This window comes from Streptococcus oralis, assembly GCF_001588645.1.
Taxonomy (GTDB): Bacteria; Bacillota; Bacilli; order Lactobacillales; family Streptococcaceae; genus Streptococcus; species Streptococcus oralis_AB.
Genome location: NZ_LAYF01000008.1, coordinates 65,482 through 90,722, shown reverse-complemented (window position 1 = coordinate 90,722; position 25,241 = coordinate 65,482). Strand labels below are relative to the sequence as shown.

General features: G+C 42.0%; 21 protein-coding genes. 13 read left to right on the top strand and 8 right to left on the bottom strand.

Annotated elements, in window-relative coordinates; genetic code table 11:
• Both A0739_RS07365 and A0739_RS07360 read left to right on the top strand, forming a co-directional pair.
• A partial coding sequence (locus A0739_RS07365; protein ID WP_155718975.1) for an LPXTG cell wall anchor domain-containing protein occupies window positions 1-321 on the top strand: 321 nt, incomplete at its 5' end.
• A gap of 453 nt (window positions 322-774) precedes the next feature.
• Window positions 775-2,880 (top strand): ATP-dependent Clp protease ATP-binding subunit, encoded by a 2,106-nt coding sequence (locus A0739_RS07360; RefSeq protein WP_061587552.1) that lies wholly within the window; start codon window positions 775-777, stop codon window positions 2,878-2,880.
• A 60-nt stretch (window positions 2,881-2,940) separates the two neighbouring features.
• Here the strand turns inward: A0739_RS07360 and A0739_RS07355 are convergent, their stop codons facing one another.
• Window positions 2,941-3,423, bottom strand: a complete 483-nt coding sequence (locus A0739_RS07355; RefSeq protein WP_000032547.1) for an S-ribosylhomocysteine lyase — start codon at window positions 3,421-3,423, stop codon at window positions 2,941-2,943.
• Window positions 3,424-3,517: 94 nt separating this feature from the next.
• Window positions 3,518-5,002, bottom strand: a complete 1,485-nt coding sequence (locus A0739_RS07350) for a DUF1846 domain-containing protein (RefSeq protein WP_061587551.1) — start codon at window positions 5,000-5,002, stop codon at window positions 3,518-3,520.
• A gap of 152 nt (window positions 5,003-5,154) precedes the next feature.
• Between A0739_RS07350 and A0739_RS07345 the strand changes: the two genes are divergently transcribed.
• Window positions 5,155-6,765 (top strand): glycoside hydrolase family 13 protein, encoded by a 1,611-nt coding sequence (locus A0739_RS07345; protein WP_061587550.1) that lies wholly within the window; start codon window positions 5,155-5,157, stop codon window positions 6,763-6,765.
• 164 nt (window positions 6,766-6,929) lie between these two features.
• Here A0739_RS07345 and A0739_RS07340 read toward each other — a convergent pair whose 3' ends face one another.
• On the bottom strand, window positions 6,930-12,986 hold the full coding sequence (locus tag A0739_RS07340) for an alpha-L-fucosidase (RefSeq protein ID WP_061587549.1): 6,057 nt from the start codon (window positions 12,984-12,986) through the stop codon (window positions 6,930-6,932).
• Between the two features lie 342 nt (window positions 12,987-13,328).
• Entirely contained in the window at window positions 13,329-13,805 is a 477-nt protein-coding gene (locus tag A0739_RS07335) for a glutathione peroxidase (protein ID WP_061587548.1), read from the bottom strand.
• 201 nt (window positions 13,806-14,006) lie between these two features.
• Between A0739_RS07335 and A0739_RS07330 the strand changes: the two genes are divergently transcribed.
• The 6 genes from A0739_RS07330 to A0739_RS07305 are packed head-to-tail and all read left to right on the top strand — an operon-like array spanning window position 14,007 to window position 18,125.
• On the top strand, window positions 14,007-14,285 hold the full coding sequence (locus tag A0739_RS07330) for a TIGR04197 family type VII secretion effector (protein ID WP_000108757.1): 279 nt from the start codon (window positions 14,007-14,009) through the stop codon (window positions 14,283-14,285).
• Window positions 14,282-14,641 (top strand): DUF3958 family protein, encoded by a 360-nt coding sequence (locus tag A0739_RS07325; RefSeq protein WP_061587547.1) that lies wholly within the window; start codon window positions 14,282-14,284, stop codon window positions 14,639-14,641. Before A0739_RS07330 ends, A0739_RS07325 begins: the two co-directional genes overlap by 4 nt.
• Window positions 14,631-16,268, top strand: a complete 1,638-nt coding sequence (locus tag A0739_RS07320) for a T7SS effector LXG polymorphic toxin (protein ID WP_061587546.1) — start codon at window positions 14,631-14,633, stop codon at window positions 16,266-16,268. Before A0739_RS07325 ends, A0739_RS07320 begins: the two co-directional genes overlap by 11 nt.
• A 10-nt stretch (window positions 16,269-16,278) precedes the next feature.
• The gene (locus tag A0739_RS07315) at window positions 16,279-16,893 is read left to right on the top strand and encodes a TipC family immunity protein (protein ID WP_000719275.1); all 615 of its coding nucleotides are present in this window, start codon (window positions 16,279-16,281) and stop codon (window positions 16,891-16,893) included.
• A gap of 4 nt (window positions 16,894-16,897) precedes the next feature.
• Window positions 16,898-17,503, top strand: coding sequence for a TipC family immunity protein (locus A0739_RS07310; protein WP_061587545.1), 606 nt, complete (start codon window positions 16,898-16,900; stop codon window positions 17,501-17,503).
• A 4-nt stretch (window positions 17,504-17,507) separates the two neighbouring features.
• Window positions 17,508-18,125, top strand: a complete 618-nt coding sequence (locus A0739_RS07305) for a TipC family immunity protein (RefSeq protein WP_061587544.1) — start codon at window positions 17,508-17,510, stop codon at window positions 18,123-18,125.
• 113 nt (window positions 18,126-18,238) lie between these two features.
• Here the strand turns inward: A0739_RS07305 and A0739_RS07300 are convergent, their stop codons facing one another.
• The 4 genes from A0739_RS07300 to A0739_RS07285 form a co-directional block, all read right to left on the bottom strand.
• Window positions 18,239-18,778 carry a DUF3278 domain-containing protein gene (locus A0739_RS07300; RefSeq protein WP_049477813.1) on the bottom strand — a complete coding sequence of 180 codons (540 nt, stop codon included), beginning with the start codon at window positions 18,776-18,778 and terminating at the stop codon, window positions 18,239-18,241.
• A 223-nt stretch (window positions 18,779-19,001) separates the two neighbouring features.
• Window positions 19,002-19,451, bottom strand: coding sequence for a hypothetical protein (locus A0739_RS07295; protein ID WP_061587543.1), 450 nt, complete (start codon window positions 19,449-19,451; stop codon window positions 19,002-19,004).
• A 290-nt stretch (window positions 19,452-19,741) separates the two neighbouring features.
• Window positions 19,742-20,284 (bottom strand): DUF3278 domain-containing protein, encoded by a 543-nt coding sequence (locus A0739_RS07290; protein ID WP_061587542.1) that lies wholly within the window; start codon window positions 20,282-20,284, stop codon window positions 19,742-19,744.
• Between the two features lie 15 nt (window positions 20,285-20,299).
• On the bottom strand, window positions 20,300-20,494 hold the full coding sequence (locus tag A0739_RS07285; RefSeq protein ID WP_001082470.1) for a helix-turn-helix transcriptional regulator: 195 nt from the start codon (window positions 20,492-20,494) through the stop codon (window positions 20,300-20,302).
• 162 nt (window positions 20,495-20,656) lie between these two features.
• Here A0739_RS07285 and rsmH point away from each other — a divergent pair, with 162 nt between their 5' ends.
• Genes rsmH through mraY form a run of 4 tightly spaced genes read left to right on the top strand, consistent with a single transcriptional unit; the run spans window position 20,657 to window position 25,176 of the window.
• A complete protein-coding gene (rsmH, locus tag A0739_RS07280; RefSeq protein ID WP_000159431.1) occupies window positions 20,657-21,607 on the top strand; it encodes a 16S rRNA (cytosine(1402)-N(4))-methyltransferase RsmH in 951 nt (316 codons plus the stop codon).
• A 10-nt stretch (window positions 21,608-21,617) separates the two neighbouring features.
• Entirely contained in the window at window positions 21,618-21,935 is a 318-nt protein-coding gene (gene ftsL, locus A0739_RS07275; protein WP_061587541.1) for a cell division protein FtsL, read from the top strand.
• A gap of 3 nt (window positions 21,936-21,938) precedes the next feature.
• Window positions 21,939-24,194, top strand: coding sequence for a penicillin-binding protein PBP2X (pbp2x, locus tag A0739_RS07270; protein WP_061587540.1), 2,256 nt, complete (start codon window positions 21,939-21,941; stop codon window positions 24,192-24,194).
• Between the two features lies 1 nt (window position 24,195).
• Window positions 24,196-25,176: a phospho-N-acetylmuramoyl-pentapeptide-transferase gene (gene mraY / locus A0739_RS07265; protein ID WP_061587539.1), complete on the top strand. Its 981-nt coding sequence runs from the start codon at window positions 24,196-24,198 to the stop codon at window positions 25,174-25,176.
• The last annotated feature ends 65 nt before the right edge of the window (window positions 25,177-25,241 follow it).

Genomic DNA, 25,241 nt, shown 5'->3' with positions numbered 1-25,241 from the left:
TACACTGTTCCAAACCCAACACCGGATCCAGCACCAACGCCAGATCCAGCACCAAATCCAAACCCAGCACCAAATCCAAACCCAACACCGGATCCAAACCCGGCACCAAATCCAAATCCAACACCAGATCCAAATGAACCAGGAGCAAAACCAAATGTTCCAGGACAAAAAGAGGAACCAAAACCAACACCTCCAGCTCCGGAGACTAAAGGTAAAGCTGAACTTCCAAACACAGGTGAAGCAACATCTATCTTCTCAGCAATTGGATTTGTAGTATTGGCATTGAGTGGATTGGTATTCTTCGTAAAACGTAAAGCTTAGGCTTTTGTAGAAGAAACATGAAACTTGGTCAGTGAGAATTCTACTTCTCTCTTAAACTTGATAGAGAAAGTCTCTAGAAAATTCGTTTTCTAGGGGCTTTTTTTGTACTTTAAAAAAATTTTTAAAAAAATAGTCAAATTTGGTCAAAAAACTATTGACTTTTACTGACCAATGTGATATAGTAGGAACATAAGGAAAATGAATTCCTTAGAAAACTTCATTTTCAATGATTCTATTTCTTGAAAATGTACGATAGATACCCTAGAAAGGGGTGAGGCCTATGTTAAATCTAACAGATTTTGAAAAGAAGATGATAAAAGGCTTATTTAAGAAAGAAAAACCAGAAATTATACGTAGGGTAGCTAGTTAGCTAGTCTAAAATTTTTAAAACAAAGGTCAAAGATAGTCAATATCAGAGATCGCATATAATTAAGAATAAACGAGGTAAAGAATATGAACAACAACTTTAATAACTTTAACAACATGGATGATTTATTTAACCAATTGATGGGTGGTATGCGAGGATACAGTTCTGAAAACCGTCGCTACTTGATTAATGGACGTGAAGTGACACCTGAGGAATTTGCTCAGTATCGTGCAACTGGTCAATTGCCAGGAAATGCAGAATCTGATGCGCAAATGCAACAACACGCTTCAGGTATGAAACAAGACGGTGTCCTTGCTAAACTAGGTCGTAACTTGACAGCGGAGGCTCGTGAGGGCAAGTTGGATCCTGTTATCGGACGAAACAAGGAAATTCAAGAAACATCTGAAATCCTCTCACGTCGTACGAAAAATAATCCTGTTCTAGTCGGAGATGCAGGTGTTGGTAAGACAGCCGTTGTCGAAGGTCTAGCACAAGCGATTGTGAATGGAGATGTTCCGGCTGCCATCAAGAACAAGGAAATTATTTCTATTGATATCTCAGGTCTTGAAGCTGGTACTCAATACCGTGGTAGCTTTGAAGAAAACGTTCAGAACCTGGTCAACGAGGTGAAAGAAGCAGGAAATATTATCCTCTTCTTTGATGAAATTCATCAAATCCTTGGCGCTGGCTCAATCGGTGGAGACAGTGGATCTAAAGGTCTTGCGGACATTCTCAAGCCAGCTCTCTCCCGTGGTGAGTTGACCGTTATTGGGGCAACAACTCAGGACGAATACCGTAACACGATTTTGAAGAATGCGGCTCTTGCTCGTCGTTTCAACGAAGTCAAGGTCAATGCTCCTTCAGCAGAGGATACCTTTAAAATCCTTCAAGGAATTCGTGATCTTTATCAACAACACCACAATGTCATCTTGCCAGATGAAGTCTTGAAAGCAGCAGTGGATTATTCGATCCAATACATTCCTCAACGCAGCTTGCCTGATAAGGCTATCGACCTTGTCGATGTAACGGCGGCTCACTTGGCAGCTCAACATCCTGTAACAGATGTTCATGCTGTTGAACGTGAAATTGAGGCAGAAAAAGACAAGCAAGAAAAAGCAGTTGAGGCAGAAGACTTTGAAGCAGCTCTCAATGCTAAAACACGTATTGCAGAATTAGAGAAAAAAGTCGAAAACCACACAGAAGACATGAAAGTGACTGCAAGCATCAACGATGTGGCTGAATCTGTGGAACGAATGACAGGTATTCCAGTGTCACAAATGGGAGCGTCAGACATCGAACGTTTGAAAGATATGGCTCATCGCTTGGAACACAAGGTTATCGGTCAAGATAAGGCAGTTGAAGCAGTAGCTCGTGCTATCCGTCGTAACCGTGCAGGATTTGATGAAGGCAATCGCCCAATCGGTAGCTTCCTCTTTGTAGGTCCAACTGGGGTTGGTAAGACGGAGCTTGCTAAGCAATTGGCGCTGGATATGTTTGGAACCAAGGATGCGATTATCCGCTTGGATATGTCTGAATACAGTGACCGCACAGCCGTATCTAAATTGATCGGTACAACAGCAGGTTATGTGGGTTATGATGACAATAGCAATACCTTGACAGAACGTGTTCGTCGCAATCCATACTCTATCATTCTCTTGGATGAAATTGAAAAGGCTGATCCTCAAGTAATCACCCTTCTCCTCCAAGTATTGGATGACGGTCGTCTGACTGATGGTCAAGGAAATACAGTGAACTTCAAGAACACGGTCATTATCGCGACATCAAATGCTGGATTTGGCTATGAAGCTAACTTGACTGAAGATGCGGATAAACCAGAGTTGATGGATCGTTTGAAACCATTCTTCCGTCCAGAGTTCCTTAACCGCTTTAACGCAGTTATCGAGTTCTCACACTTGAATAAGGAAGACCTTTCTAAGATTGTGGACTTGATGTTGGCGGAAGTCAACCAAACCTTGGCTAAGAAAGACATTGATTTGGAAGTCAGCCAAGCAGCTAAGGACTTTATCACAGAAGAAGGCTATGACGAAGTCATGGGTGTTCGTCCTCTCCGTCGTGTGGTTGAACAACAAATTCGTGATAAGGTAACAGATTTCCACTTGGATCATCTAGATGTTAAACATCTGGAAGCAGATATGGAAGATGGCGTTTTGGTCATTCGTGAAAAAGCCTAACTCAAGATTTTGAGAATAAAAAAAGAAGGAACTAGCTAAAAAGCTGGTTCCTTTTTGTGTTTAGATGACATGGCGTTCAAAGGCATCATCTGAGATTCCTTGTTCCAAGATGAGTTTCGCCCATTCTTTAGCAGAAAAGAGGCTGTGGTCCTTGTAGTTTCCGCAAGATTCGATGGTTGTTCCAGGGACATCTTCCCAAGTAGTGGTTTCAGCAATTTCCTTGAGCGAATCCTTGATAACAGCTGCAATCTCAGCGCTAGTGTGACGTCCCCACATAATCATATGGAAACCAGTACGGCAGCCAAATGGTGAACAGTCAATCATACCGTCAATGCGGGTACGGATGAGTTTGGCTAAGAGGTGCTCAATGGTGTGAAGGCCAGCGGTAGGGATAGAGTCCTCATTTGGCTGTACCAAGCGAATATCATAATTGGAGATGATGTCTCCTTTTGGTCCTGTTTCTTCCCCAATCAAGCGAACATAGGGTGCTTTAACAATGGTGTGGTCAAGTTCAAAACTTTCAACAATAACTTCTTTTGACATGGTAAATCCTTTCAGTTTTCTTCTTTCATTATATCATAAAGGGTGCTGTTGAGATAGAGAGAAAACCTCTCCGATGAAGGAGAGGTTTGAGTTTTTATTTCCGATACAAGCGATCGTATTGGTAGTATGGGTCAAAGGTTACATTGATACCCAATTTTCGTAGGACATTCTTGTCTTCATCGGTCAAGATGATGGTTGAGTGGGCTTCACTTCCTTTGAGATTGCCAAGTTCCTCCATGGCACGCGCAGCATCTGGATTTTCCATAGCTGTGATGGCAAGTGCAATCAAAATTTCATTTGAGTGGAGGCGAGGATTGCGACTGCCTAGATGGTTAATCTTGAGGCCTTGAATTGGTTTGACGACTTCAGGCTCGATTAATTTCACTTCCTTAGCGATGTTAGCTGATTTTTTGATGGCATTGATCAAGGCAGCAGCTGTAGGACCAAAGAGTTCTGAGTTTTTACCAGTGACAATTCCCCCATTTGGTAATTCAAGGGCTAGGGCAGGGCCACCAGTTTCTTCTGCTTTTTGGCGTGCTACGACAGCAACCTTACGGTCTGCAGGTGTGATACCGAGGTCGTTCATGAGAAGTTCAATCTTCTTGACAGCAGTTTCGCCGACTTTTTCAGCCTTAAAGTCAAGAACAGTTTGATAGTAGCGACGGATGATTTCTTGTTTAGAAGCTTCGATAGCAGCCTCATTATCTGTAATAGCGAAGCCAACCATGTTGACACCCATGTCTGTTGGTGAAGCGTATGGAGATTCACCTAGGATACGTTCCAACATACGTTTGAGTACTGGGAAGATTTCAATATCACGGTTGTAATTGACAGTGGTTTCTCCGTAGGTTTGGAGATGGAAGGGGTCAATCATATTGACATCATCAAGGTCCGCGGTTGCAGCCTCGTAGGCCAAGTTGACCGGATGATGAAGGGGCAGGTTCCAGACTGGGAAGGTTTCAAACTTAGCGTAACCAGACTTGATGCCATTGAGTTGGTCATGGTACATATTGGACATACAAGTGGCCAATTTTCCAGAACCAGGTCCAGGAGCCGTTACGACAATCAAGTTGCGACTCGTTTTGATGTAGTCGTTTTTCCCCATACCTTCGGGAGAAATAATGTGATCCATATCCGTCGGATATCCTTTGATTGGATAATGAAGATAGGAATCAATCCCGTTTTTATCTAACTGGTTGCGGAAGGCATCTGCAGCAGGTTGTCCAGCGTACTGTGTGATGACAACTGAGCCAACAAAAATTCCCAGCTCATTGAATTTGTCAATCAAACGAAGAACTTCTTGGTCATAAGAAATGCCTAGGTCGCCACGCGATTTAGAATGCTCGATGTTGCTTGCGTTAATGGCAATCACAACTTCAACCTGCTCTTTCAATTCTTGCAAGAGCTTGATTTTATTGTCAGGCTCATAACCAGGAAGGACTCGAGCAGCGTGGAAATCTTCTAACATTTTGCCACCAAACTCCAAATAGAGCTTGCCGTCAAATTGGTTAATGCGCTCCAAGATATGGTCGCGCTGTAGATTCAAATATTGTTCAGAACTAAAAGCTTGTTTTTTCATTTTTTTACCTCTGACCTCTATTATAATAAAAAATTGGAAGATAGGAAACTACGGAGTCAAAAAAGAAATTAAAAAGATTAGGCAAACGCTTGCACAAAGTTTTAAAAAGGGCTATCATAGACTATAGATTATTAAAATAATGAGGTAAGAAGATGCAAGAAAAATGGTGGCATAATGCCGTAGTCTATCAAGTCTATCCCAAGAGTTTTATGGACAGCAACGGAGATGGAATTGGTGATTTGCCAGGAATTACTAGTAAGTTGGACTATCTAGCTAAGTTAGGGATTACAGCTATTTGGCTTTCTCCTGTTTATGACAGTCCGATGGATGATAATGGTTACGATATTGCTGATTATCAAGCAATTGCAGCTATTTTCGGGACTATGGAGGACATGGACCAACTCATCGCAGAAGCTAAGAAGCGTGACATTCGAATTATCATGGACTTGGTGGTCAATCATACCTCGGATGAACACGCCTGGTTTGTCGAGGCATGTGAAAATTCTGACAGCCCCGAACGAGACTACTATATCTGGCGAGATGAGCCCAATGATTTGGAGTCTATCTTTAGTGGGTCTGCTTGGGAATACGATGAAAAGTCAGGTCAATACTATCTCCACTTTTTTAGTAAGAAACAGCCCGATCTCAACTGGGAGAATGAAAAACTGCGCCAGAAAATTTACGAGATGATGAACTTCTGGATTGATAAAGGCATTGGTGGTTTCCGTATGGATGTTATTGACATGATTGGCAAGATTCCTGATGAGAAAGTAGTCAATAACGGTCCTATGCTGCATCCCTATCTCAAGGAAATGAATCAGGCGACTTTTGGAGATAAGAATCTCTTGACAGTAGGGGAAACATGGGGGGCAACGCCAGAGATTGCTAAACTCTACTCGGATCCAAAGGGACAAGAATTGTCTATGGTCTTCCAGTTTGAGCACATCTGTCTTCAGTATCAGGAAGGGCAACCTAAGTGGCACTACCAAAAAGAGTTAAATGTAGGAAAGTTAAAAGAGATTTTTAACAAATGGCAGACAGAGTTAGGAGTTGAGGACGGCTGGAATTCCCTCTTTTGGAACAATCATGACCTTCCTCGCATCGTCTCAATCTGGGGAAATGACCAAGAATACCGTGAAAAATCTGCCAAAGCCTTTGCAATCTTGCTTCATCTTATGAGAGGGACTCCCTATATCTACCAAGGTGAGGAGATTGGGATGACCAACTATCCATTTGAAACACTGGACCAAGTAGAAGATATTGAATCCCTCAACTATGCGCGTGAGGCTCTTGAAAAAGGCGTTCCGATTGAAGAAATCATGGACAGCATCCGTGTCATTGGTCGTGATAATGCCCGTACCCCAATGCAATGGGATGAGAGTAACAACGCTGGCTTCTCAACAGGTCAACCTTGGTTGGCAGTTAATCCAAACTATGAAGAAATCAACGTTCAGGAAGCGCTGGCAAATCCAGATTCTATTTTTTATACCTACCAAAAACTCGTTCAAATTCGTAAGGAGAACAGCTGGCTGATTCGAGCTGATTTTGAATTGCTTGATACGGTTGATAAGGTTTTTGCTTATATCCGTAAGGACGGTGAGCGCCGCTTCCTAGTTGTGGCTAACTTGTCCAATGAAAAACAAAACTTTTCAGTAGAAGGAAGAGTTAAGTCAATCTTGATTGAAAACACTACTGCTAAAGAAGCAGTTGAAAAACAAACCTTGGCTCCATGGGATGCTTTCTGTGTGGAACTAACGGATTAAAATAAGTGAACAGCACCCCAAAAGTTAGATTTTTTCTGTCTGACTTTTGGGGTGCTGTTTAATTTGTGGATGTTTTTTAATTTTACAGATAGAAAAAGAGAAGACCAAATGGTCTTCTCAACGGGGGAACTGAGTCATTAGAAAGAATCAATCAAAGAGGGTTATTAGTCTTTGAAATTCTTTTGGAAAATGAGGAGAGACAAGATAGAAGTAATGGCTGCCAAGAAGAGGAAGGCAGTTGCTTCTTGTTCCCCAGTTGCAGGGAGTAGTCTTTCCTTATCTTCTTTGATTGTAGCTGTAACAGGAGCTTTTTCATCTTTTGATGATGAATTATCTGTTACGGCTGGCGCAGGTTTTTCAGTCTCTCTTGGTAGAACATACTCAGGAAGAGTCACAACTGGTGGCGCTTCTGTTCCAACTGAGCTTTGTTTGCTACCTACCTCAATCACTCGATCTTGAGCTGGAGTTGCTTCCGTTTTGACAACCTTGCGATTGTCACCGTCTACTTCAACATACTCGACTAAGAGACCGTCTTTTCCTTCTGATAGAACTTGCTCTTTTCCTTTGTCTAATTGTGGGTTTTCGCGACGAATAGTCTTGAATGGTACGACCTTATTGACGATTTCCAAGCTTGGAAGTGTAAAGACAAGGTCTTTAACCCCTTCCTCAGGACTTGAAGAAGTAATTGGTTTCTCAGGTTGCGCTGGAGTTTCCGGTTGAGTCGGATTTTCAGGCTGAGCAGGTTTTTCCGGTTGAGCAGGATTCTCAGGTTGAGCAGGTTTTTCCGGTTGCGCTGGCTTTTCAGGCTGAGCCGGTTTCTCAGGCTGAGCCGGTTTCTCAGGTTGAACTGGATTCTCAGGTTGAGTCGGATTTTTAGGCTGAACTGGTTTTTCCGGTTGAGCAGGTTTCTCAGGCTGAGCCGCTTCGAGTTTGTTGATTTGTTCGAGAGCAGTTTCTAGCGCTTTATTGACTGCTTCCTGAGTTTTAGCTTCTTGGATTTCAGCAATGGCTTGGTCAGCAATTGCTAACAATTGCTTCTTAACTTCATTGTTGGATCCAAGTTCAGCGACTTTTTTCTCGATAGCTTTCGTCAAGCTGTCCATAGCCTTATCGTACTCAATTTCCGGTTGTTTTGGTTGAGCTGGCTTTTCAGGCTGAGCCGGTTTTTCAGGTTGAACTGGATTCTCAGGTTGAGCTGCTTCGAGTTTGTTGATTTGTTCGAGAGCAGTTTCTAGCGCTTTATTGACTGCTTCCTGAGTTTTAGCTTCTTGGATGGCAGCAATGGCTTGGTCAGCAATTTCTAATAATTTCTTCTTAGCTTCCTTGTTGGATCCAAGCTCAGCGACTTTTTTCTCGATAGCTTTCGTCAAGCTGTCCATAGCCTTATCGTACTCAATTTCCGGTTGTTTTGGTTCGGCTGGCTTTTCAGGCTGGTCAGGTTTCTCAGGTTTCTCAGGTTCTTCTGGCTGTTCCGGTTGCTCTGGACTAGGCTCCTCTTGGCCTCTTTGATAGTTCTCATCCTTGGATAGGATATCTTGTAGGGCACTGACTGTCAACATGACATCCTGAACATCCACTGCATCAGCACTGAGTTGGTTTCTCAATTTTTCTAGATTTGCTTGGAAAGCTTGGCGTGCAGTAGCCGTATTTTTCAAGCCTGCTGGATCAAAGTTGGACAGATCATCTTTCCATTTAGAGATAGACTGGATGATATCTGCTTTGCTGTAGAGTTCACTGCCTTCGCCACGAGTGATAAATTGGTCTACCTGAATACCGATATTTCGAGACAAATCGTTTTTATCAGGATCTAGTTGAAGGGTGACTGCGTGCAAGTTTTCGTCCAGACCTTTTAGGCTAACCAGAGTTTGATTGCCTTGTCGTTGGGCTGCACGACCGCTAAAGTATTTCTTACCGTCAATAGTTGAAGCATTTCCCATGCCATCTTGGTAAGGAACTTCTTTGCCGTCTAGGAAGACTTTGTAGATACCATGATTTGGATCAACATAGCCCTTGATATCAAGTCCGGTACCGTAGAAGTAGGCTGTGACAGTTGTCTTTTTCTTTTGCTCATCAGTTAAGCGACCAAAGGAAGCCCAAGACTCCGTTTTTTGGTACTTGTCTGCCGAATTGGTTTCATGGTGCCAGCCAGGACTGTAATCCAACTGACTAGCTTGGTCATCATAACTTGTTTGGTCCTTGATCAGCAATTCAGCTTTCATCACTTGGATGGTTGCATCTGTAGCGAAACCGAGCAGGGCACCATCAGTGACAGAAGTGAGCTTGGCTTTGAAGTCAAAGACAGAGTCAGCCTGTTCTGTAAAGTCAATCGTTGGGATGGTAACAGTCTTTTCTGTTTCTCCATCTTTAAAGGTCACATCTTGAGTTGTATCTTGGTAAACTTTACCGTGAACCCCAGTTCCAGGTTCTGTGATGAAGCGCACAGTAGCAGTCCCCTTGCTTCCACCAACACGTTTAATCTTAACAGTGACTGGTTTTCCTTTTTCGACTTCGTAGTTGGTAGACTCGAGTTCAAACATCCCTTTACTATCATTGTTTAGGGTGTAGATTCCTTCTGTAGCAATTGGTTCACCTGTTTTATTAACAAGGGTAATGGTATGTTGGCCTGGTGCTAAATCGCCTGTCTCAAAGACTTTTTGGCTACGTTTACGGCTAGCGTTCTTAGTTTGCACATCTGCAACCTTTTGACCATCAACGTAGACGGACATTTCTCCATGACCTGGATCGACTGTAGAGACGACATAGGCCTTGGTTCCTGTAAAGGTATAGCTTACTTTGGCATCTTTTTGATTGGTCCACATAGAAGTGCCACGAACACCTTCAGATTCATTGTACCAAGTTGTTCCGGCTGTATCTGCTGTTGTGTTTGAGTGGTATTCAAGTCCAAGAGGGTAGCCATCAGTCTTTTCAATGCTGCTTGGTGTCTTGTAGACTGAGAAGTTGGTCAAGATTGGAGTTGCTTGAGCACCAGTGATGGTTACACGGATTTTTTGTGCTTCTACAGGCTTGCCTTGAACCAAGCGACGGTAACCAACGGTCGAACCTTCGCCGTATGTCACCCAACGTCCGTTGATTTCAACTTCAATCTTGAAACCAGAGATACGTTGACCTTTGGCGATATCTTCCTTGAGTTCAACGACGTCAAAGCGTCTCTTTTGCCCCAAATCGACTGTAAAGCTTCCAGTTGTGGCATCATTTGAGAGCGCCCAGCTGGTGTCATCTTTACCGTCTGTGAGGTGGCTTTCCTTGTAAAGGTGGTTTTGACGAGTAGAACTTGCTGTTACAGTCGCGCCTTTGGCAAAGTCAGTCGCATACATTTGGTCTAGGGTTGCCTTGAATTCCTTCAAGCGAGCCACATCTGCATCTGCGAATTTTCCTTCTTTATTTGGTGGAATATTGAGAAGGAGTGGGGTTCCACGACCAACAGACTTGAAGTAGATGTCCATCAACTCTTTGAGTGATTTCGGTTGTTGATTGTCATGATAGAACCAGCCTGAACGGATCGAAACATCAGCTTCCCCTACAGAGTACATATCGCCATCTGGGTCACCATGGTTGAGGTATTCATTTTTTACATCATCTGTGATGTTGGCTCTTTTAACTTTATGCCATACAGGGTCGCCTGCGATTCCCCGTTCATTTCCGATCCAGCGAACGCTTGTTGGTTGAGCAGAGAAGATAGCGATATCTCCTTCGGCTTCTTTGATGTATTTGAACCATTCATCAAAGGTATAGGTTACTTTTTGGGCACCGCTACCACGTGCACCGTCCATCCAAACTTCGATAAATTTCCCTTTGTTACCGTATTTCGGATTACCAAGGATTTCTTTCAGCTGGTTGAGATAGTATTGGTTGTATTCTTTTTCGGTTGCGACATGGTATTTAGGATGGTTGGCATCCCATGGTGATAGGTAAACACCCATATTCATGTCATACTTGCTAGCAGACTTGGAAACTTCTTCGAGAAGGTCACCCTTTCCATCTTTCCATGGACTAGCAGCTACGGTATGGTTGGTGTACTTAGATGGGTAAGCAACGAATCCGTCGTGGTGTTTAACAACCATAATGGTTCGTTTGAAGCCCGTTTCCTTCAGAGTGCGAATCCACTGGTCAGTATCCAAGTTGGTTGGATTGAAGTACCGGGGGTCTTCTTTCCCATTTCCCCATTCAGAATTGGTATAAGTGTTCATTCCATAGTGGATGAAGGCTGCCAATTCTTCCTTGTGGTAATCGAGTTGAGCCTTGCTTGGAAGTGGTCCATGATTGCCAATCTCGGTTTCTTTATCTTCTGGATGAGCGACTGGTGGAGTCGGTGTCGTTGGATTGGCTGTATCAGCGACTGGCTCGTATTCAAAGACGACCTCATTCACATCTTTATGCTGGATCCTTGCTTCCAGGCTGGTTTTGACTGGACGGTAGCCAGCAATGTCTTTTGCATGGAAGGTGTTGACAAAGGAAACGTCATACTCTTGACCTTCATTGTTATCAACTGTCGCTTCCGCTAGTTCAGTAGTGGTTCCTTTTTGACGGTAGTAAACTTTGAAGGAGCCTTTGTTGACTTTATAGACCACCTTGATGACACGTGTACCGGCAGGCGCTTTGCTGACAACATTGTGCTCTTCAGTCCAAGTATCTTTTAGCTGTTTATTGACTGCTACGCCATCAATGGATACAATTTCGTATTTGTCTTTATTCTTCTGGTAGAAGTTCGTTTTCTCGATTTCTTTTTTGAAATTATAGTCAAATGGCGAATCAACAGCTGTCTGTTCGATAAAGGTGTCATTATCTTTGACAGGATTTCCTTCTTCGTCTTCGTGTTGGATAACCACACGACCGTATTCAACTCCCTTGGTCAAGGTAGCGATACCATCTTGGTTAAAGGAATATTCGTTGCTTCCGATAACAGCTTTCTCATTCCGAAGCATACGCCCTTCATCAGTAAAGTAGTAACGATTTCCGTTGTCTCCCTGGTACCAGCCTTTCACACCATGTTTGGCAATCATGTCCTTAACCCATTTCAGTTGTTCAGGTGAAAGGACAAGTCCGCCACCAAAGCGATCTTTTTCAGCGACACCATTGTCAACGGTTCCGTGTTGGTGAACCCCCAGAACTTTTCCTTGGCTATCTACAATCCCGCCACCAGACAAACCAGATACAGAAGTGGTTTTGTAGGTGATACCAGTCGTTCCCTTATCATCGTAGGATTCAACAGATCGGATGGTCCCATCTGCCTTGTAAAGCTGACCGGCTAGGATAGGTTGTTTCAGTTCTTTTGAGCTTGAGTCAGTTGGGTAGCCAATCGTACTGATGGCTTCTCCCGGCTGATGTGTTTTGTGCTCCGCTAAAGGCGCAAAGGTTGCTGCTTTGTTTGGACTAGCAATCGGAAGAGGAATAGGAGCTTCTACAAGAGCAAGGTCATTCTTATAGCCTTTTCCAAACTCTTTCTTGTTCCAGAAATGGATGTCTTTTTCTCTGAATAAAACCGTAGTTCCAGAAGATGGCAGTGAGTTTTTCTTTTCGCTGTTTGAACCAACGTTATAGTAGAACTGGGCAGATTTTCCACCACGAATGTGACCCTCGCCAGTTTCTTTATTGGCCTCTAAGAAGTTATGAGCAACGGTAAGGATCAGGTTAGGTGCTACAAAGATACCTGAGCCTGAAACGAGGTAGCGTTGTTCTCCTGCATTGTAAGTGCTGTAAACCATAGTAGCAGCAGTAGCAGGTTGTCCCTCGTAGTTGATGTGTTTGAGGTCTTGTCCACCGTTAATGATGGCACGGTTTCCGTTCTCAGCTTCTTTTGGAGCTTCTTCCTTGTCCTTTAGAATGCTCTTAGTTTCTACTTTTGGACTAGCTTTCTGGTCAACGATAGTAGTCGTATCGAGTTCTTTGACAGGTGTGTCTGGATAGGCACGGTCCTGAATGTCTTCAGGGAGCAAGTCAGCACTGTTGGTATCTGCAGCAGGTGTTTCTTGTTTTTCAGCTTCTACACGGTCTTCTTCTTTGACTGGTTCAACCTTGGTCTCTTCTATATCTGCTACTTGTTTCATTTGCTGATCTAAATTGGATGTTGTGGCAGGAGACGTTTCGTCTGCACGCACGGTTCCAGAAGCAAAAAATGCCAGTCCGACGATAACAGATGCCACACCTACAGTCAACTTCCGAATGCTAAATGTTTGCCCTTTTTCAAAAAGGTATCGATTCATAATATACTCCTAGTTTTTAGAAAGGCAGTCAGCTACTGCCCAAGCCCAAGTCTGACTTGGTTACAACTTGATTTAATGAAAAAACTCTCTGATAATTTGTAAGCCACCTTACCTCCTGTTTATAAAGCGCTTTCATTTTAAGATAAAAAAATTTAAAAGGTCATTTCTCCCTTAAAATGACTGAAAACTTTTAATATAACAAATATACTAAATTAATGAAAGAATTGCAAGAGCAAAAAGCAAAAAAATAAATATAAATTAAAGAAAATCAGTTACTTTTTAAAGAAAAAACGCCTCCTTTCAGGGTTCAAACTAAATGAAAGGATACGTTTTAAAAAGAAATTAGAGTATATTTTGGAGAGACTCTTGGATGGTTTGGGGGTCTGTTTTGGAAGAGAAGCGCTCAAGGACTTGCCCATCTCGGCCAATGAGAAACTTAGCAAAATTCCATTCGATTCGTTTTCCTAGCGGGCCAGACTTCTGGTCTTTTAGCCAAACATAAAGAGGATCAGCCTCCTTGCCGTTGACCTTAATCTTGGCAAAGCGAGGGAAAGTTGTCTGATAGTGTAGGCTACAGAAACTATTGATTTCCTCTGCGCTGCCAGGTGCTTGTCCCATGAACTGATTGCAAGGGAAATCTAGGATTTCAAAGTCCTTATCTTGATAGCGTTCATAGAGTTCTTGAAGCCCCTGGTACTGGGGCGTTAAACCACATCCAGTAGCAGTGTTGACAATCAAGAGAACCTTGCCACGATAGCTCTCCAGGGGAGTTGCTTGGTTATTTTGGTTCAAAACAGAAAAATCATATACACTGGTCATGAGGGCCTCTTTTCTTTTTCTACATTGTAACAGTTTTTACTATTTTCGTCGAGTCGGATGAGAGAAGTTGTTGAAAAAATACACAATTGTACATAAATCAGGACAAAATGATGCTCCTTTTGTGAAACATGGTATAATAGGCCTATATAGCTAAATGAAGTAAACTTATCACAAGGGAATGGGAAAAAGGATGAAACAGTCATGTCAACAGTAAAAAGTGATCTAAATCTTGCGCAAACATATGCGACTCAGCTTAAAAATGCTTGTCAATCGTTAACAGCAATCGCTGCGGCTAGTCAAGATGACCTAACGACCCTTCAAGGGAATAACAAGGCTCATCAATGTCTGACAAAGGATCAAAATCTAGCTAGTCAGATAACAGCCGCTGTCACCCTAACTTCCGAACGACTTCACTCTGTAGCGAGTGATTTTGAAGCGCTAGATAAGGCTGCGGCCAATGGTTTTGGGAGTCATACATGAGCAAGTTAGATGAGTTGAAGAAAAGAGAGCGGGAACTCTTGTACCAGCTAGAAGACAATGGAAAAGAGAACTACCGCACCAAAGCACTGATAGAAACCTTTGAAGGATATGATAGAGCTAGCCACCGTTATCAAAGTGATTTGTGGGAGGCGGCCTATCAGAGCCGATATGCAGGGCAGTTGGAAGAAACGCTCCTGCAAAGAAACCAACTTAAAAACCAAATCTTTGAGGACCTCAGCTATCACATGGATGATTTGAAAAAAGAAAAATTCCGGTTAGAGGGAGACTTGGATGCGGTTTACTATGAAAGACGTAAGGAACTAGAAAGAGAGGAGGAGAAACGACATGGGCATTGATATGTACCTGGAACAATCACAACTACAAAGTTCGAGTGTAGCAACCATGTGCCAATCTCAGGTGGAGGCTTATCAAGACTTGCAATCAGCCATTCAAAAGTTTTCAGAGGATACAGAGAGTCTAAAGGGCGACGCTTATGATTCGGCTAGAAGTTTTTTTGCAAGTGTCCTACTGCCCTTGAGTAAAGGGGGACAACTCTATGCCGAAACCTTCTCTCAAGCTATCAAGAAATTGCCAGAAGACTACCAAACGATGGTCGACAGCAAGAGTTGGCGGGAGGATGATCTGCTTGATAAGATCCGCCAGGAAGAGCAGATGATCGCCTATCTAGATGAAGTCAACCAATCTCTTTCTAGCTTGACCATGGATAGTGAAGAAAAGGGAAGATTGAGACGTAGCAATGTGGAACTTATGCGAGGACATCATGCGAATAAACGCGTCTATGAAACGATTTTGAAAGACCTGCGTGCCTATGATAGCTACTCAGGAGGGTTTTTCGATGAACTAGACAGTATCGATGTGCAGTTGAGTCGTGGACTAGCTCAGATTGAAACGAGCTGGGATGCAAAAACAGGGGTCTTTAAAGTCCCATCTGACCTGACTTGGGCCAACTACCTGACTGCATATTCTGACACAAAGGATATGAAACTCAGTCGTCAAGAGAAGGCCTTTGTCCAGACCATGATGGCAGAATACGGCTTTGATGCAGAGACAGCCAAGCAGCTCCTGACCATCAAGCAAGGGATAGACAAGAAGTTCCCAACCTCTAGTCAAGAGTTCCGTGACTATATCTTTTTGCGAGTCGTCGGTGCAGCGTCTTACAACGAATCAAAGTGGGATGAGACTGCAGGCTATTTAAAAAATTATTTTTATGATGAGGTTGTTAGTAGTCCATCTACAGTTGAAAAAATGAGAGTAGAAAAACCACTTTTTGAAATTTTTAAAGAATTGGGATTGAAAGAAGAAAAGGCCAAAGAACTGTATTATAACCTTAGATTGCAACATGAGATGGCGGGTGGGAAAATTGATAATATAGAAAAAATAAAAGAAAACGAAATTGATTATAATAATGCCAAGTTTAAATACGAAAAAGTTTATGGTACTTCAGGTAACTTTGACCAATTTTGGGACAGTAAGTTAAAGGCCTACTCTAACAATGGAGCTGGCCATGCAGACTTTACCCATCAATCCATTACTATGGCTACTCATCTAAATCCTAGCAGTTTTCAGTTATCTGATATCTATGGCGGTAGAGAGCATGTCAAGGATCTTTCGGGATGGGAGGGAGACACGACCTTTAACGCTAATGATATGAAGCCAAGCATCGGCGAAGATGACTACAAGGCAGACCTAGACTCGGTCAACCTTATCGGTCGGATACAGAAGGGGCAATCCTATGACCAAGCTATATCTTCTTACTATGCTGACCTTCAAAAAGACTCCTCTCATAGAGAGAAAGAATTTTTGAAAAATAAGGATTGGAAAGAGGTCAAAGGCACAATCTATGCAGGGGTAGCGCCTGGGTATATACTGAGAAAGGGTGAGGCATCTATTAAAGAGTATATTGAGGAAAAATACCCAGAAGTATCCACATTTTTAAATCGTTTAGAGGCTGTGGCAGATTAGGAGGATGATGATGAAAAAAATATTCAGTTTAGTAGCGGTAGTCGTACTAATTGTATTATCCTGTTTCTACTTTTTTATCCGTCAACCTAAAAACATTTTTGATGAGATTTACCAAGAAACTGAGAAAACCTATCGAACAAATAATATTTTAAGGCATATAGATGGCTTTGAAATTAGTCCAGGTTGGCCAAGTGATGGAGAGTATTCTAAATATTATCCGTTTGGAACCTATAATAAAGACCATACCCCAGAAGAGTATTTTGAAGTAGAAATTAGTTTTAATTTTGCTACAAAAACACAGTTAAGTTCAATCTCATTTGAAAAGCGAATCGGGCCAAACGTTAGAGTTCGCTTATGGAATAAATATATTCGTAAGGATCGTGTTTTGAAAAAATTTGTCAAAATAGGTTTGAAGAAAGCAGATACGGAAACTTATATCGAAGATGAGGCCCAAGTGAAATCCTACCTAGAGCAGTATGGTATCACTGCCAAGGATTTGGATTCTTACTACGACGAAATCGTAAATCAGAAAGTCCTGAAAGATTGGTGCTCCATTTATGACAGCAAGTATTCACCAAGCAACTATGGCGATGTCAAGATTGAAACCCAGTGGGAGAATTGGTGATAGCATGAAAAAAATCCTCGGTCTAGTAGTGTCTTTCGTACTAATTGTATTATCCTGTTTCTACTTTTTTACTAGACAACCTAAAAACATTTTTGATGAGATTTATCAGGAGACGGAGAAAACCTATCGGTCAAATAATATTTTAAGAAACATAGATGGCTTTGAAATTGATGATGTCTGGCCAAGTGATGGAGATTATTTTAAATATAGCCCTTTAGGGAAGTATAAGACTCTTCTGGAGGATTATCTTGAACTGAGAGTTGGATTTAATTTTGAGAAAGCGTATAGTAAACTGTTTGTTTCATTTGAGAGAAAAATAGCTGATGGTACGAAGCTATGGATGGTCAACAAATATAATCCAAATACTAAAACAATCACAAAGTCAATTCAGATTGTGATATCAGGAAATGAGGATAGTTATATCGAAGACGAAGCTCAGGTGAAATCCTACCTAGAGCAGTACGGTATCACTGCTAAGGATTTGGATTCTTACTACGACGAAATCGTCAATCAGAAAGTCTTGAAGGACTGGTGTACCATTTATGACAGTAAGTACTCACCGAGCAACTATGGCGATGTCAAGGTTGAAACCCAGTGGGAGAATTGGTGATAACATGAAGAAAATCCTCGGTCTAGTAGCGTTATTCTTACTAATTGTATTATCCTGTTTCTACTTTTTTATCCATCAACCTAAAAACATTTTTGATGAGATTTACCAAGAAACAGCAAAAAATTATTTGGGCCATTATAACTTCAAAGACTTAAAAAATGTGACAGCAAAAAATCGAAAGCTTTATGATTCGAATATGAATGAAACGGATAAGTATGAATCAATAATAACATACGATGATTCTTCTCTTGGAAGCGATGTGAAGAATTTAGAACTACGGTTTAATTTTGATGGTAGTAGTAAAGGTGTAAATATTTGGTTTGAAAGATATGCTAACTCAGGAGAAAAAATTAACTTTGTTATTCATTACGAATTTAAGAAAAAAGTATTAGTTAAAAAAATTCTGATTTATGAAAATAGATCGGAAACTTATATCGAAGACGAGGCCCAAGTGAAATCCTATCTAGAGCAGTACGGTATCACTGCCAAGGATTTGGATTCTTACTACGACGAAATTGTCAACCAGAAAGTCTTGAAGGACTGGTGTTCGATTTATGACAGCAAGTACTCGCCAAGCAATTATGGCGATGTCAAGGTTGAAACCCAGTGGGAGAATTGGTGACGAGGGTCAGTAGATATTTTGGAAAATATCCTATGAATTGAAGTGGAAATCCCACCTAGAATGAACTAGGTGGGATTCTTTGCCTATAAAATGAGAAATTAGCGAATCTTGCTCTATTTTTTAACGTGTTCCGATAAAAAGGCATAGGTCATGGTTCCAAAGATGGCACCAATACCCAATCCCAACACTAGTAAAGGGAGCATTTTATCGAACTGGGAGAGATTGCCCCAAAAGGTGTCGAGGGGGAGATGCTGAACAAAGAGTTTGTGAAAGGCTGATAAGACAAACAAGCTAATTGGAATGCTGATGAATACACCCCAACTACGAAGGCTGATTTGGCTTTTGCTGTAGCTTTTGTGATGGATTTCGGACTGGTCATCCTTGTCTAAATGTAAGTCGCGAACTGCTAGTCTCGCCCTAGATGCGAGGACGAAGATAAGTCCAAAATAGAGGTAGGGCATGGCATCTCGAACCAACTCTATGAAGCGTCCAAATAGGAGATAGAACAAGAAGAGTAGGAGGGAGGAGTAAACGATTTGAATCAAGGCACGGGCACAAGCCTTGTAAATCATCTCTTGACGGCATTCATCAAAAGGGCCTTGTATGTGAAAGAATAATTTGAGTAAGCGAGTGGTGAAATCTTCTTTTTTCATGGGAGTAACCTCCTAAATGAGCGATTTTTGATTGACTTCTTTAAAGAGTTGATAGAGAGTATAGAAGTAAATCAAGCTAAAAATAATACAGATTGTTAGAAATACTAGGGAAAACTTGATTCGGGCCATCAAATCTGAGTTTCTAGTTTAATAAGCTAGAAATTTTACAGATAAAAGAGCATCTCGTATAAACGAAATGCTCTTTTCTAGTTGTTGGTTACAATTAGCTTATTTTTTTTGCATAGAACACTTGCAAGCGTCCTGTATTTTCAACATAGTTCCCAACACCATCGTATTTTTTTTGGGCTTCCTTGTTTATCATTTGAAAAGTATTCAATTCATCCAAGCTAATTTCCCTGATATTTTTAAGTTTCAGCCAGTGATAATCTTGATCGTCTGCAAACAAGCTTGGAGCATAAACGGCAGCATCCAAAGGAGCTGATTTTTTATTAAAATATTGGTAAAGTACCAAATCAGCAATATAAGTAAATTCTTTACTCACAAGCAATATTTTACTTACTTTCGTAAGTTTTTTAGGATCCATTCTGTTACTCGTGCTGAAGTATACAGAACCGACCTCGTTAGCTTTCTCTAAGTGCGCATCCAGAACTTCTTTTGCTGAGCAAATATCAATCCCGACTACCGGGAGAGCGACGCTATACGTAACAGCCATAAATTTGACCTCCAATAAATATTTATTTTCAGATATGCTAGAAACATACCAAATCGTACTAGTAAATCACTAGATAATATCTAGTGATTTACTAGATATATATAGTCTAGCATATTACTAGATAAAAATCAAGTGATTTTAAAAAATTTTTTAGTTATTTTATTGTTTAACTCCAAAATTCAACATTTCAGGAATTTTCCTCCCTTCAAGAACTTTTCAAGGTATAATCTAAAGATGCTGACAAAAATGTGACTGATTAGTAAAGTTACTAGTGATTTCATAGGTACCTCCTAATCCTCATCTTGATCTTTCTTAGTTTTTGCAATGCGACGGGAGATGAGAAGCTGTATGCTTGCTCCGAAGAAGAGGGTAGCTAGGATAGTTGATACAAAATGCCCTGTATTTAAAAGAGAACCAAGATAATCCTTGCTATCATCGGTTAGGACATTCAGAAGCGGTATTCCAAAGAACATGCCCATGCCATAGATTAGACCGGCTTTTAGACCCGGAAGATGTAGCTGTTTGCTTTCTTTTTGACTCAGCATTTCGGGATCAATAGCTGTGATGCCCGTTTTCTTGGTTTGAGAGACCACATAGAGGGCAGCCATCATCGAAATGCCAAACACCACGAGAGGATAGCCGATAGCGACAATTTGTGGGTATTTATAAGCAAGGACAAAGGGGATGAGGTTGCCAAATATCATGAGATAAAAGAGAACGATAAAGACCTGATTCCCGATACGATCGGCCTCGCGCCGTTTGTGTTCGTCAAGGGGGCCAGAAATGCCGTATGTGCGTTTGATGAGTTTGTCAGTGAGAGTTTCTTTTTTCATTTGTTTGCTCCTTTTTTAAAAATCGTCTTCCCAAAAGAGACTGTTGAGGTCAGTTTGGAGGCTGCGGGCGAGGTTGAGACAGAGTTCCAGGGTTGGATTGTACTTGTCGTTTTCAATCATGTTGATGGTCTGTCTCGAGACACCGATATCTTTGGCGAGCTCGAGCTGAGAAATGCCCAGTTCCTTGCGGAATTCTTTCACACGATTCATAGGGTCTCCTTTCTGATGTGTCGTATATATTTGACTATATTGTATTCTTTTGGAGATGAGATGTCAAGTATATATGACATATTTTTGAGAATTTTTTTCGAAGAAACTTAGCCTTGTCTGACAAGTGCAAGCTGGTCAGATTTGTGGTAAAATAGATAGGATATGACAAAAGAATTTCATCATGTAACGGTCTTGCTTCATGAAACGATTGATATGCTTGACGTAAAACCTGACGGTACCTACGTTGATGCGACCTTAGGCGGAGCAGGCCATAGCGAATATTTATTAAGTAAATTGAGCGAAAAAGGGCATCTCTATGCCTTTGACCAGGACCAGAATGCCATTGACAATGCGCAAAAACGGTTGGCACCCTATATCGAAAAGGGGATGGTAACCTTTATCAAGGATAACTTCCGTCATTTGCAGGCACGTTTGCAGGAGGCTGGTGTCCAGGAAATTGATGGAATTTGTTATGACTTGGGAGTGTCCAGTCCTCAGCTGGATCAGCGTGAGCGTGGCTTTTCTTATAAAAAGGATGCGCCACTGGATATGCGGATGAATCAGGAAGCTAGTCTGACGGCCTATGAGGTGGTCAATCATTATGACTATCATGACTTGGTTCGGATCTTTTTCAAGTATGGTGAGGATAAGTTTTCTAAACAGATTGCTCGTAAGATTGAGCAAGCGCGTGAGGTGAAACCCATTGAGACGACGACGGAGTTGGCAGAGATTATCAAGTCTGCCAAGCCTGCCAAGGAACTCAAGAAAAAGGGGCACCCTGCCAAGCAGATTTTTCAGGCTATCCGAATCGAAGTCAATGATGAGCTGGGTGCAGCAGATGAATCCATCCAGCAGGCTATGGACATGCTGGCTCTAGATGGGAGAATCTCGGTCATTACCTTCCATTCGCTGGAAGACCGCTTGACCAAGCAACTATTTAAAGAAGCTTCAACAGTGGAAGTTCCCAAAGGCTTGCCCTTCATTCCAGATGACCTTAAGCCCAAGATGGAATTGGTATCCCGCAAGCCAATCTTGCCAAGTGCTGAAGAGCTAGAAGCCAACAACCGTTCGCATTCAGCCAAGTTGCGCGTGGCTAGAAAAATTCACAAGTAAGAGGAAAAACATGGCAGAAAGAATCGAAAAAACAAGCCAGTTATTGCAAACGAAGTTTAAAGGTTTTTCACGTGTGGAAAAGGCCTTCTATGTTTCGATTGCTGCAACAATGATTATCCTGGCAATTAGCGTTGTGTTTATGCAGACCAAGCTATTACAAGTTCAGAATGAATTGACCAAGGTCAATGCTCAAATCGAAGAAAAGAAAACAGAGCTCGACGATGCCAAGCAAGAGGTTAATGAATTGATTCGTTCAGAACGTTTGAAAGAAATTGCAAACTCTAAGGATTTGCAGCTGAATAACGAAAATATCCGAGCAACGGAGTAAGAAATGAAACAGTGGAAAGAAAAAATCATCCGTTATGCCGTTCGTAATCGTAAATCTCCAGAAGAAAACCGCAGAAGAGTAGGGAAAAGCCTGAGTTTATTGGCTGTCATACTCTTCGCTGTCTTTTTGGTGAACTTTGCGGTTATTATCGGAACGGGTAAAAAATTTGGTAAGGATTTGGTTCAAGAGGCCAAAAAGGTTCACCAAACAACCAAGACGATTCCAGCCAAGCGGGGGACCATCTACGATCGTAATGGAACGCCTATTGCTGAGGATGCAACTTCTTATAATATCTATGCTGTTATTGACAAGACCTACAAGTCAGCAACAGGCAAAATTCTCTATGTAGAAGATTCTCAATTTAATAAGGTAGCTGAAATTTTCCATAAATACCTCGATATGGAGGAGTCTTATGTCAAGGAACAACTTTCTCAGCCAGATCTAAAACAGGTGTCTTTTGGTACCAAGGGAAATGGGATCACCTATGCCAATATGATGGCTATTAAAAATGACCTTAAAACAGCTGGCGTTGAGGGAGTTGACTTTACAACTAGCCCTAACCGCAGTTATCCCAATGGACAGTTTGCTTCTTCCTTTATCGGTTTAGCGCAACTCCATGAAAATGAGGATGGGACCAAACGTTTGATTGGGACATCTGGATTGGAGAGTTCTTTAAATAACATTCTGGCGGGTACAGATGGGATCATCACCTATGAGAAAGATCGTCTGGGAAATATTGTTCCGGGTACAGATCAAGCTTCCCAACAAACAGTAGATGGAAAAGATGTCTACACAACCCTTTCTAGTCCCTTGCAATCCTTTATGGAAACCCAGATGGATGCCTTCCAGGAAAAAGTAAAAGGCAAGTATATGACGGCTACCTTGGTTAGCGCTAAAACAGGGGAAATCCTGGCTACGACCCAACGGCCGACCTTTAATGCAGATACCAAGGATGGCATCACAAAAGACTTTGTCTGGCGTGATATCCTCTATCAAAGTAACTACGAGCCAGGGTCAACCATGAAGGTGATGATGTTGGCTTCGGCTATTGACAACAATACCTTCCCTGGTGGCGAGTACTTTAACAGTAGTGAATTGAAAATAGCAGATGCGACCATTCGAGACTGGGACGTCAATGAAGGATTGACTAGTGGTGGCACCATGACCTTCTCTCAAGGATTTGCTCACTCAAGTAATATCGGAATGACCTTGCTTGAGCAAAAGATGGGGGATGCAACCTGGCTGGACTACCTCAACCGTTTTAAGTTTGGGGTACCGACCCGTTTTGGTCTGGCAGATGAGTACACAGGTCAATTGCCTGCTGACAACATTGTCAATATCGCCATGAGTTCATTTGGACAAGGGATTTCTGTTACCCAGACCCAGATGCTTCGTGCTTTTACAGCTATTGCCAACGATGGGGTTATGTTGGAGCCGAAATTTATCAGTGCCCTCTATGATCCAAATGACCAGTCTGTTCGTAAGTCTCAAAAGGAAATTGTCGGAAATCCTGTGTCAAAAACAGCAGCGTCCTCTACTCGGGAGCACATGGTCATGGTCGGAACAGATCCTGTCTACGGTACCATGTACAACCACAGTACAGGAAAACCAAATGTCAATGTTCCAGGTCAGAATGTAGCCCTCAAGTCTGGTACAGCCGAAATCGCTGACGAGAAAAATGGAGGCTACTTGGTTGGTTCTACCAACAACATTTTCTCAGTTGTGGCTATGAACCCTGCCGAAAATCCTGATTTTATCTTGTATGTAACGGTTCAACAGCCTGAACATTATTCAGGTATCCAATTGGGAGAATTTGCCAACCCAATCTTGGAGCGGGCTTCAGCTATGAAAGAATCCCTCAATCTTCAGTCAACTGCCAAGAACTTGGATCAGGTCAGCAAGACGACAAGCTATGCTATGCCGGCTACCAAAGACTTTACTCCGGGTGACCTAGCAGAAGAATTGCGCCGAAACCTGGTCCAACCAATTGTTATCGGAACAGGAACCAAGATCAAGGAACTCTCGGTTTCTGAAGGAGATAATTTGGAAGCCAATCAGCAGATCTTGATCCTGTCAGATAAGGTCGAAGAAATGCCTGATATGTACGGCTGGACAGATGAAAATGTGCAAACATTTGCTAAATGGCTGAATATAGAAGTCGAGTGGGAAGGTAGTGGCAAAACGGTCAAGAAACAAAGTGTCCGTGCCAATACAGCCCTCAAAGACATTAAAAAAATGAAAATAACTTTAGGAGATTAAGATGATTAGTTCCATTAGTGCTGGAGTTCTAGCCTTTCTATTGACCTTGATAGGTATTCCAGCCTTTATCCGATTTTATCGAAAAGCACAGATTACGGGTCAGCAGATGCACGAGGATGTCAAGCAACACCAAGCTAAAGCTGGGACTCCAACCATGGGAGGTCTTGTCTTCCTGATTGTTGCAGTTGTTGTGAGCTTTCTGGTTGCTCTCCTTACCCAACAATTGACCAACAATGTTGGCATGATTTTGTTTATCTTGGTTTTGTATGGTTTGGTAGGTTTTTTGGATGATTTCCTCAAGGTCTTTCGTAAAATCAACGAAGGCTTAAATCCCAAGCAAAAACTTGCTCTTCAGCTCCTTGGAGGAGTGATTTTCTACCTCTTTTATGAGCGTGGTGGCGACATGCTTTCAGTCTTTGGCTACCAAGTACATCTGGGCATTTTCTATATTTTCTTTGCCCTTTTCTGGCTAGTTGGCTTTTCAAATGCGGTGAATCTGACTGACGGGATCGACGGCTTAGCCAGTATTTCCGTGGTGATTAGCTTATCGGCCTACGGTGTGATTGCTTATATGCAAAATCAACTGGATATCCTTCTTGTGATTCTTGCCATGATTGGTGGTTTGCTAGGTTTCTTCGTCTTTAACCACAAGCCTGCCAAGGTCTTCATGGGGGACGTTGGGAGTTTGGCTTTAGGGGGGATGTTGGCAGCAATCTCTATGGCCCTCCACCAAGAATGGACCCTTTTACTGATTGGGATTATATATGTCTTTGAGACAAGCTCTGTTATGATGCAGGTTACCTACTTCAAACTTAGTGGTGGAAAGCGTATTTTCCGTATGACACCTGTGCATCACCATTTTGAGCTTGGAGGATTCTCAGGCAAGGGCAATCCTTGGAGCGAGTGGAAGGTTGACTTCTTCTTTTGGGGAGTTGGGCTTCTAGCAAGTCTCTTGACCTTAACCTTTTTATACCTGCTGTAAACATAACTTTTGATGACAAAATAAAACAGGATGAAGGTGATCTTCATCCTGTTTTTGTGTGTTTA

Excerpts from the sequence above, each read along its gene's own strand:
- A0739_RS07360 (WP_061587552.1), top strand. The coding sequence starts at position 775 with ATGAACAACAACTTTAATAACTTTAACAACATGGATGATTTATTTAAC.
- A0739_RS07355 (WP_000032547.1), bottom strand. The coding sequence starts at position 3,423 with ATGTCAAAAGAAGTTATTGTTGAAAGTTTTGAACTTGACCACACCATT.
- A0739_RS07350 (WP_061587551.1), bottom strand. The coding sequence starts at position 5,002 with ATGAAAAAACAAGCTTTTAGTTCTGAACAATATTTGAATCTACAGCGC.
- A0739_RS07345 (WP_061587550.1), top strand. The coding sequence starts at position 5,155 with ATGCAAGAAAAATGGTGGCATAATGCCGTAGTCTATCAAGTCTATCCC.
- A0739_RS07340 (WP_061587549.1), bottom strand. The coding sequence starts at position 12,986 with ATGAATCGATACCTTTTTGAAAAAGGGCAAACATTTAGCATTCGGAAG.
- A0739_RS07335 (WP_061587548.1), bottom strand. The coding sequence starts at position 13,805 with ATGACCAGTGTATATGATTTTTCTGTTTTGAACCAAAATAACCAAGCA.
- A0739_RS07330 (WP_000108757.1), top strand. The coding sequence starts at position 14,007 with ATGTCAACAGTAAAAAGTGATCTAAATCTTGCGCAAACATATGCGACT.
- A0739_RS07325 (WP_061587547.1), top strand. The coding sequence starts at position 14,282 with ATGAGCAAGTTAGATGAGTTGAAGAAAAGAGAGCGGGAACTCTTGTAC.
- A0739_RS07320 (WP_061587546.1), top strand. The coding sequence starts at position 14,631 with ATGGGCATTGATATGTACCTGGAACAATCACAACTACAAAGTTCGAGT.
- A0739_RS07315 (WP_000719275.1), top strand. The coding sequence starts at position 16,279 with ATGAAAAAAATATTCAGTTTAGTAGCGGTAGTCGTACTAATTGTATTA.
- A0739_RS07310 (WP_061587545.1), top strand. The coding sequence starts at position 16,898 with ATGAAAAAAATCCTCGGTCTAGTAGTGTCTTTCGTACTAATTGTATTA.
- A0739_RS07305 (WP_061587544.1), top strand. The coding sequence starts at position 17,508 with ATGAAGAAAATCCTCGGTCTAGTAGCGTTATTCTTACTAATTGTATTA.
- A0739_RS07300 (WP_049477813.1), bottom strand. The coding sequence starts at position 18,778 with ATGAAAAAAGAAGATTTCACCACTCGCTTACTCAAATTATTCTTTCAC.
- A0739_RS07295 (WP_061587543.1), bottom strand. The coding sequence starts at position 19,451 with ATGGCTGTTACGTATAGCGTCGCTCTCCCGGTAGTCGGGATTGATATT.
- A0739_RS07290 (WP_061587542.1), bottom strand. The coding sequence starts at position 20,284 with ATGAAAAAAGAAACTCTCACTGACAAACTCATCAAACGCACATACGGC.
- A0739_RS07285 (WP_001082470.1), bottom strand. The coding sequence starts at position 20,494 with ATGAATCGTGTGAAAGAATTCCGCAAGGAACTGGGCATTTCTCAGCTC.
- rsmH (WP_000159431.1), top strand. The coding sequence starts at position 20,657 with ATGACAAAAGAATTTCATCATGTAACGGTCTTGCTTCATGAAACGATT.
- ftsL (WP_061587541.1), top strand. The coding sequence starts at position 21,618 with ATGGCAGAAAGAATCGAAAAAACAAGCCAGTTATTGCAAACGAAGTTT.
- pbp2x (WP_061587540.1), top strand. The coding sequence starts at position 21,939 with ATGAAACAGTGGAAAGAAAAAATCATCCGTTATGCCGTTCGTAATCGT.
- mraY (WP_061587539.1), top strand. The coding sequence starts at position 24,196 with ATGATTAGTTCCATTAGTGCTGGAGTTCTAGCCTTTCTATTGACCTTG.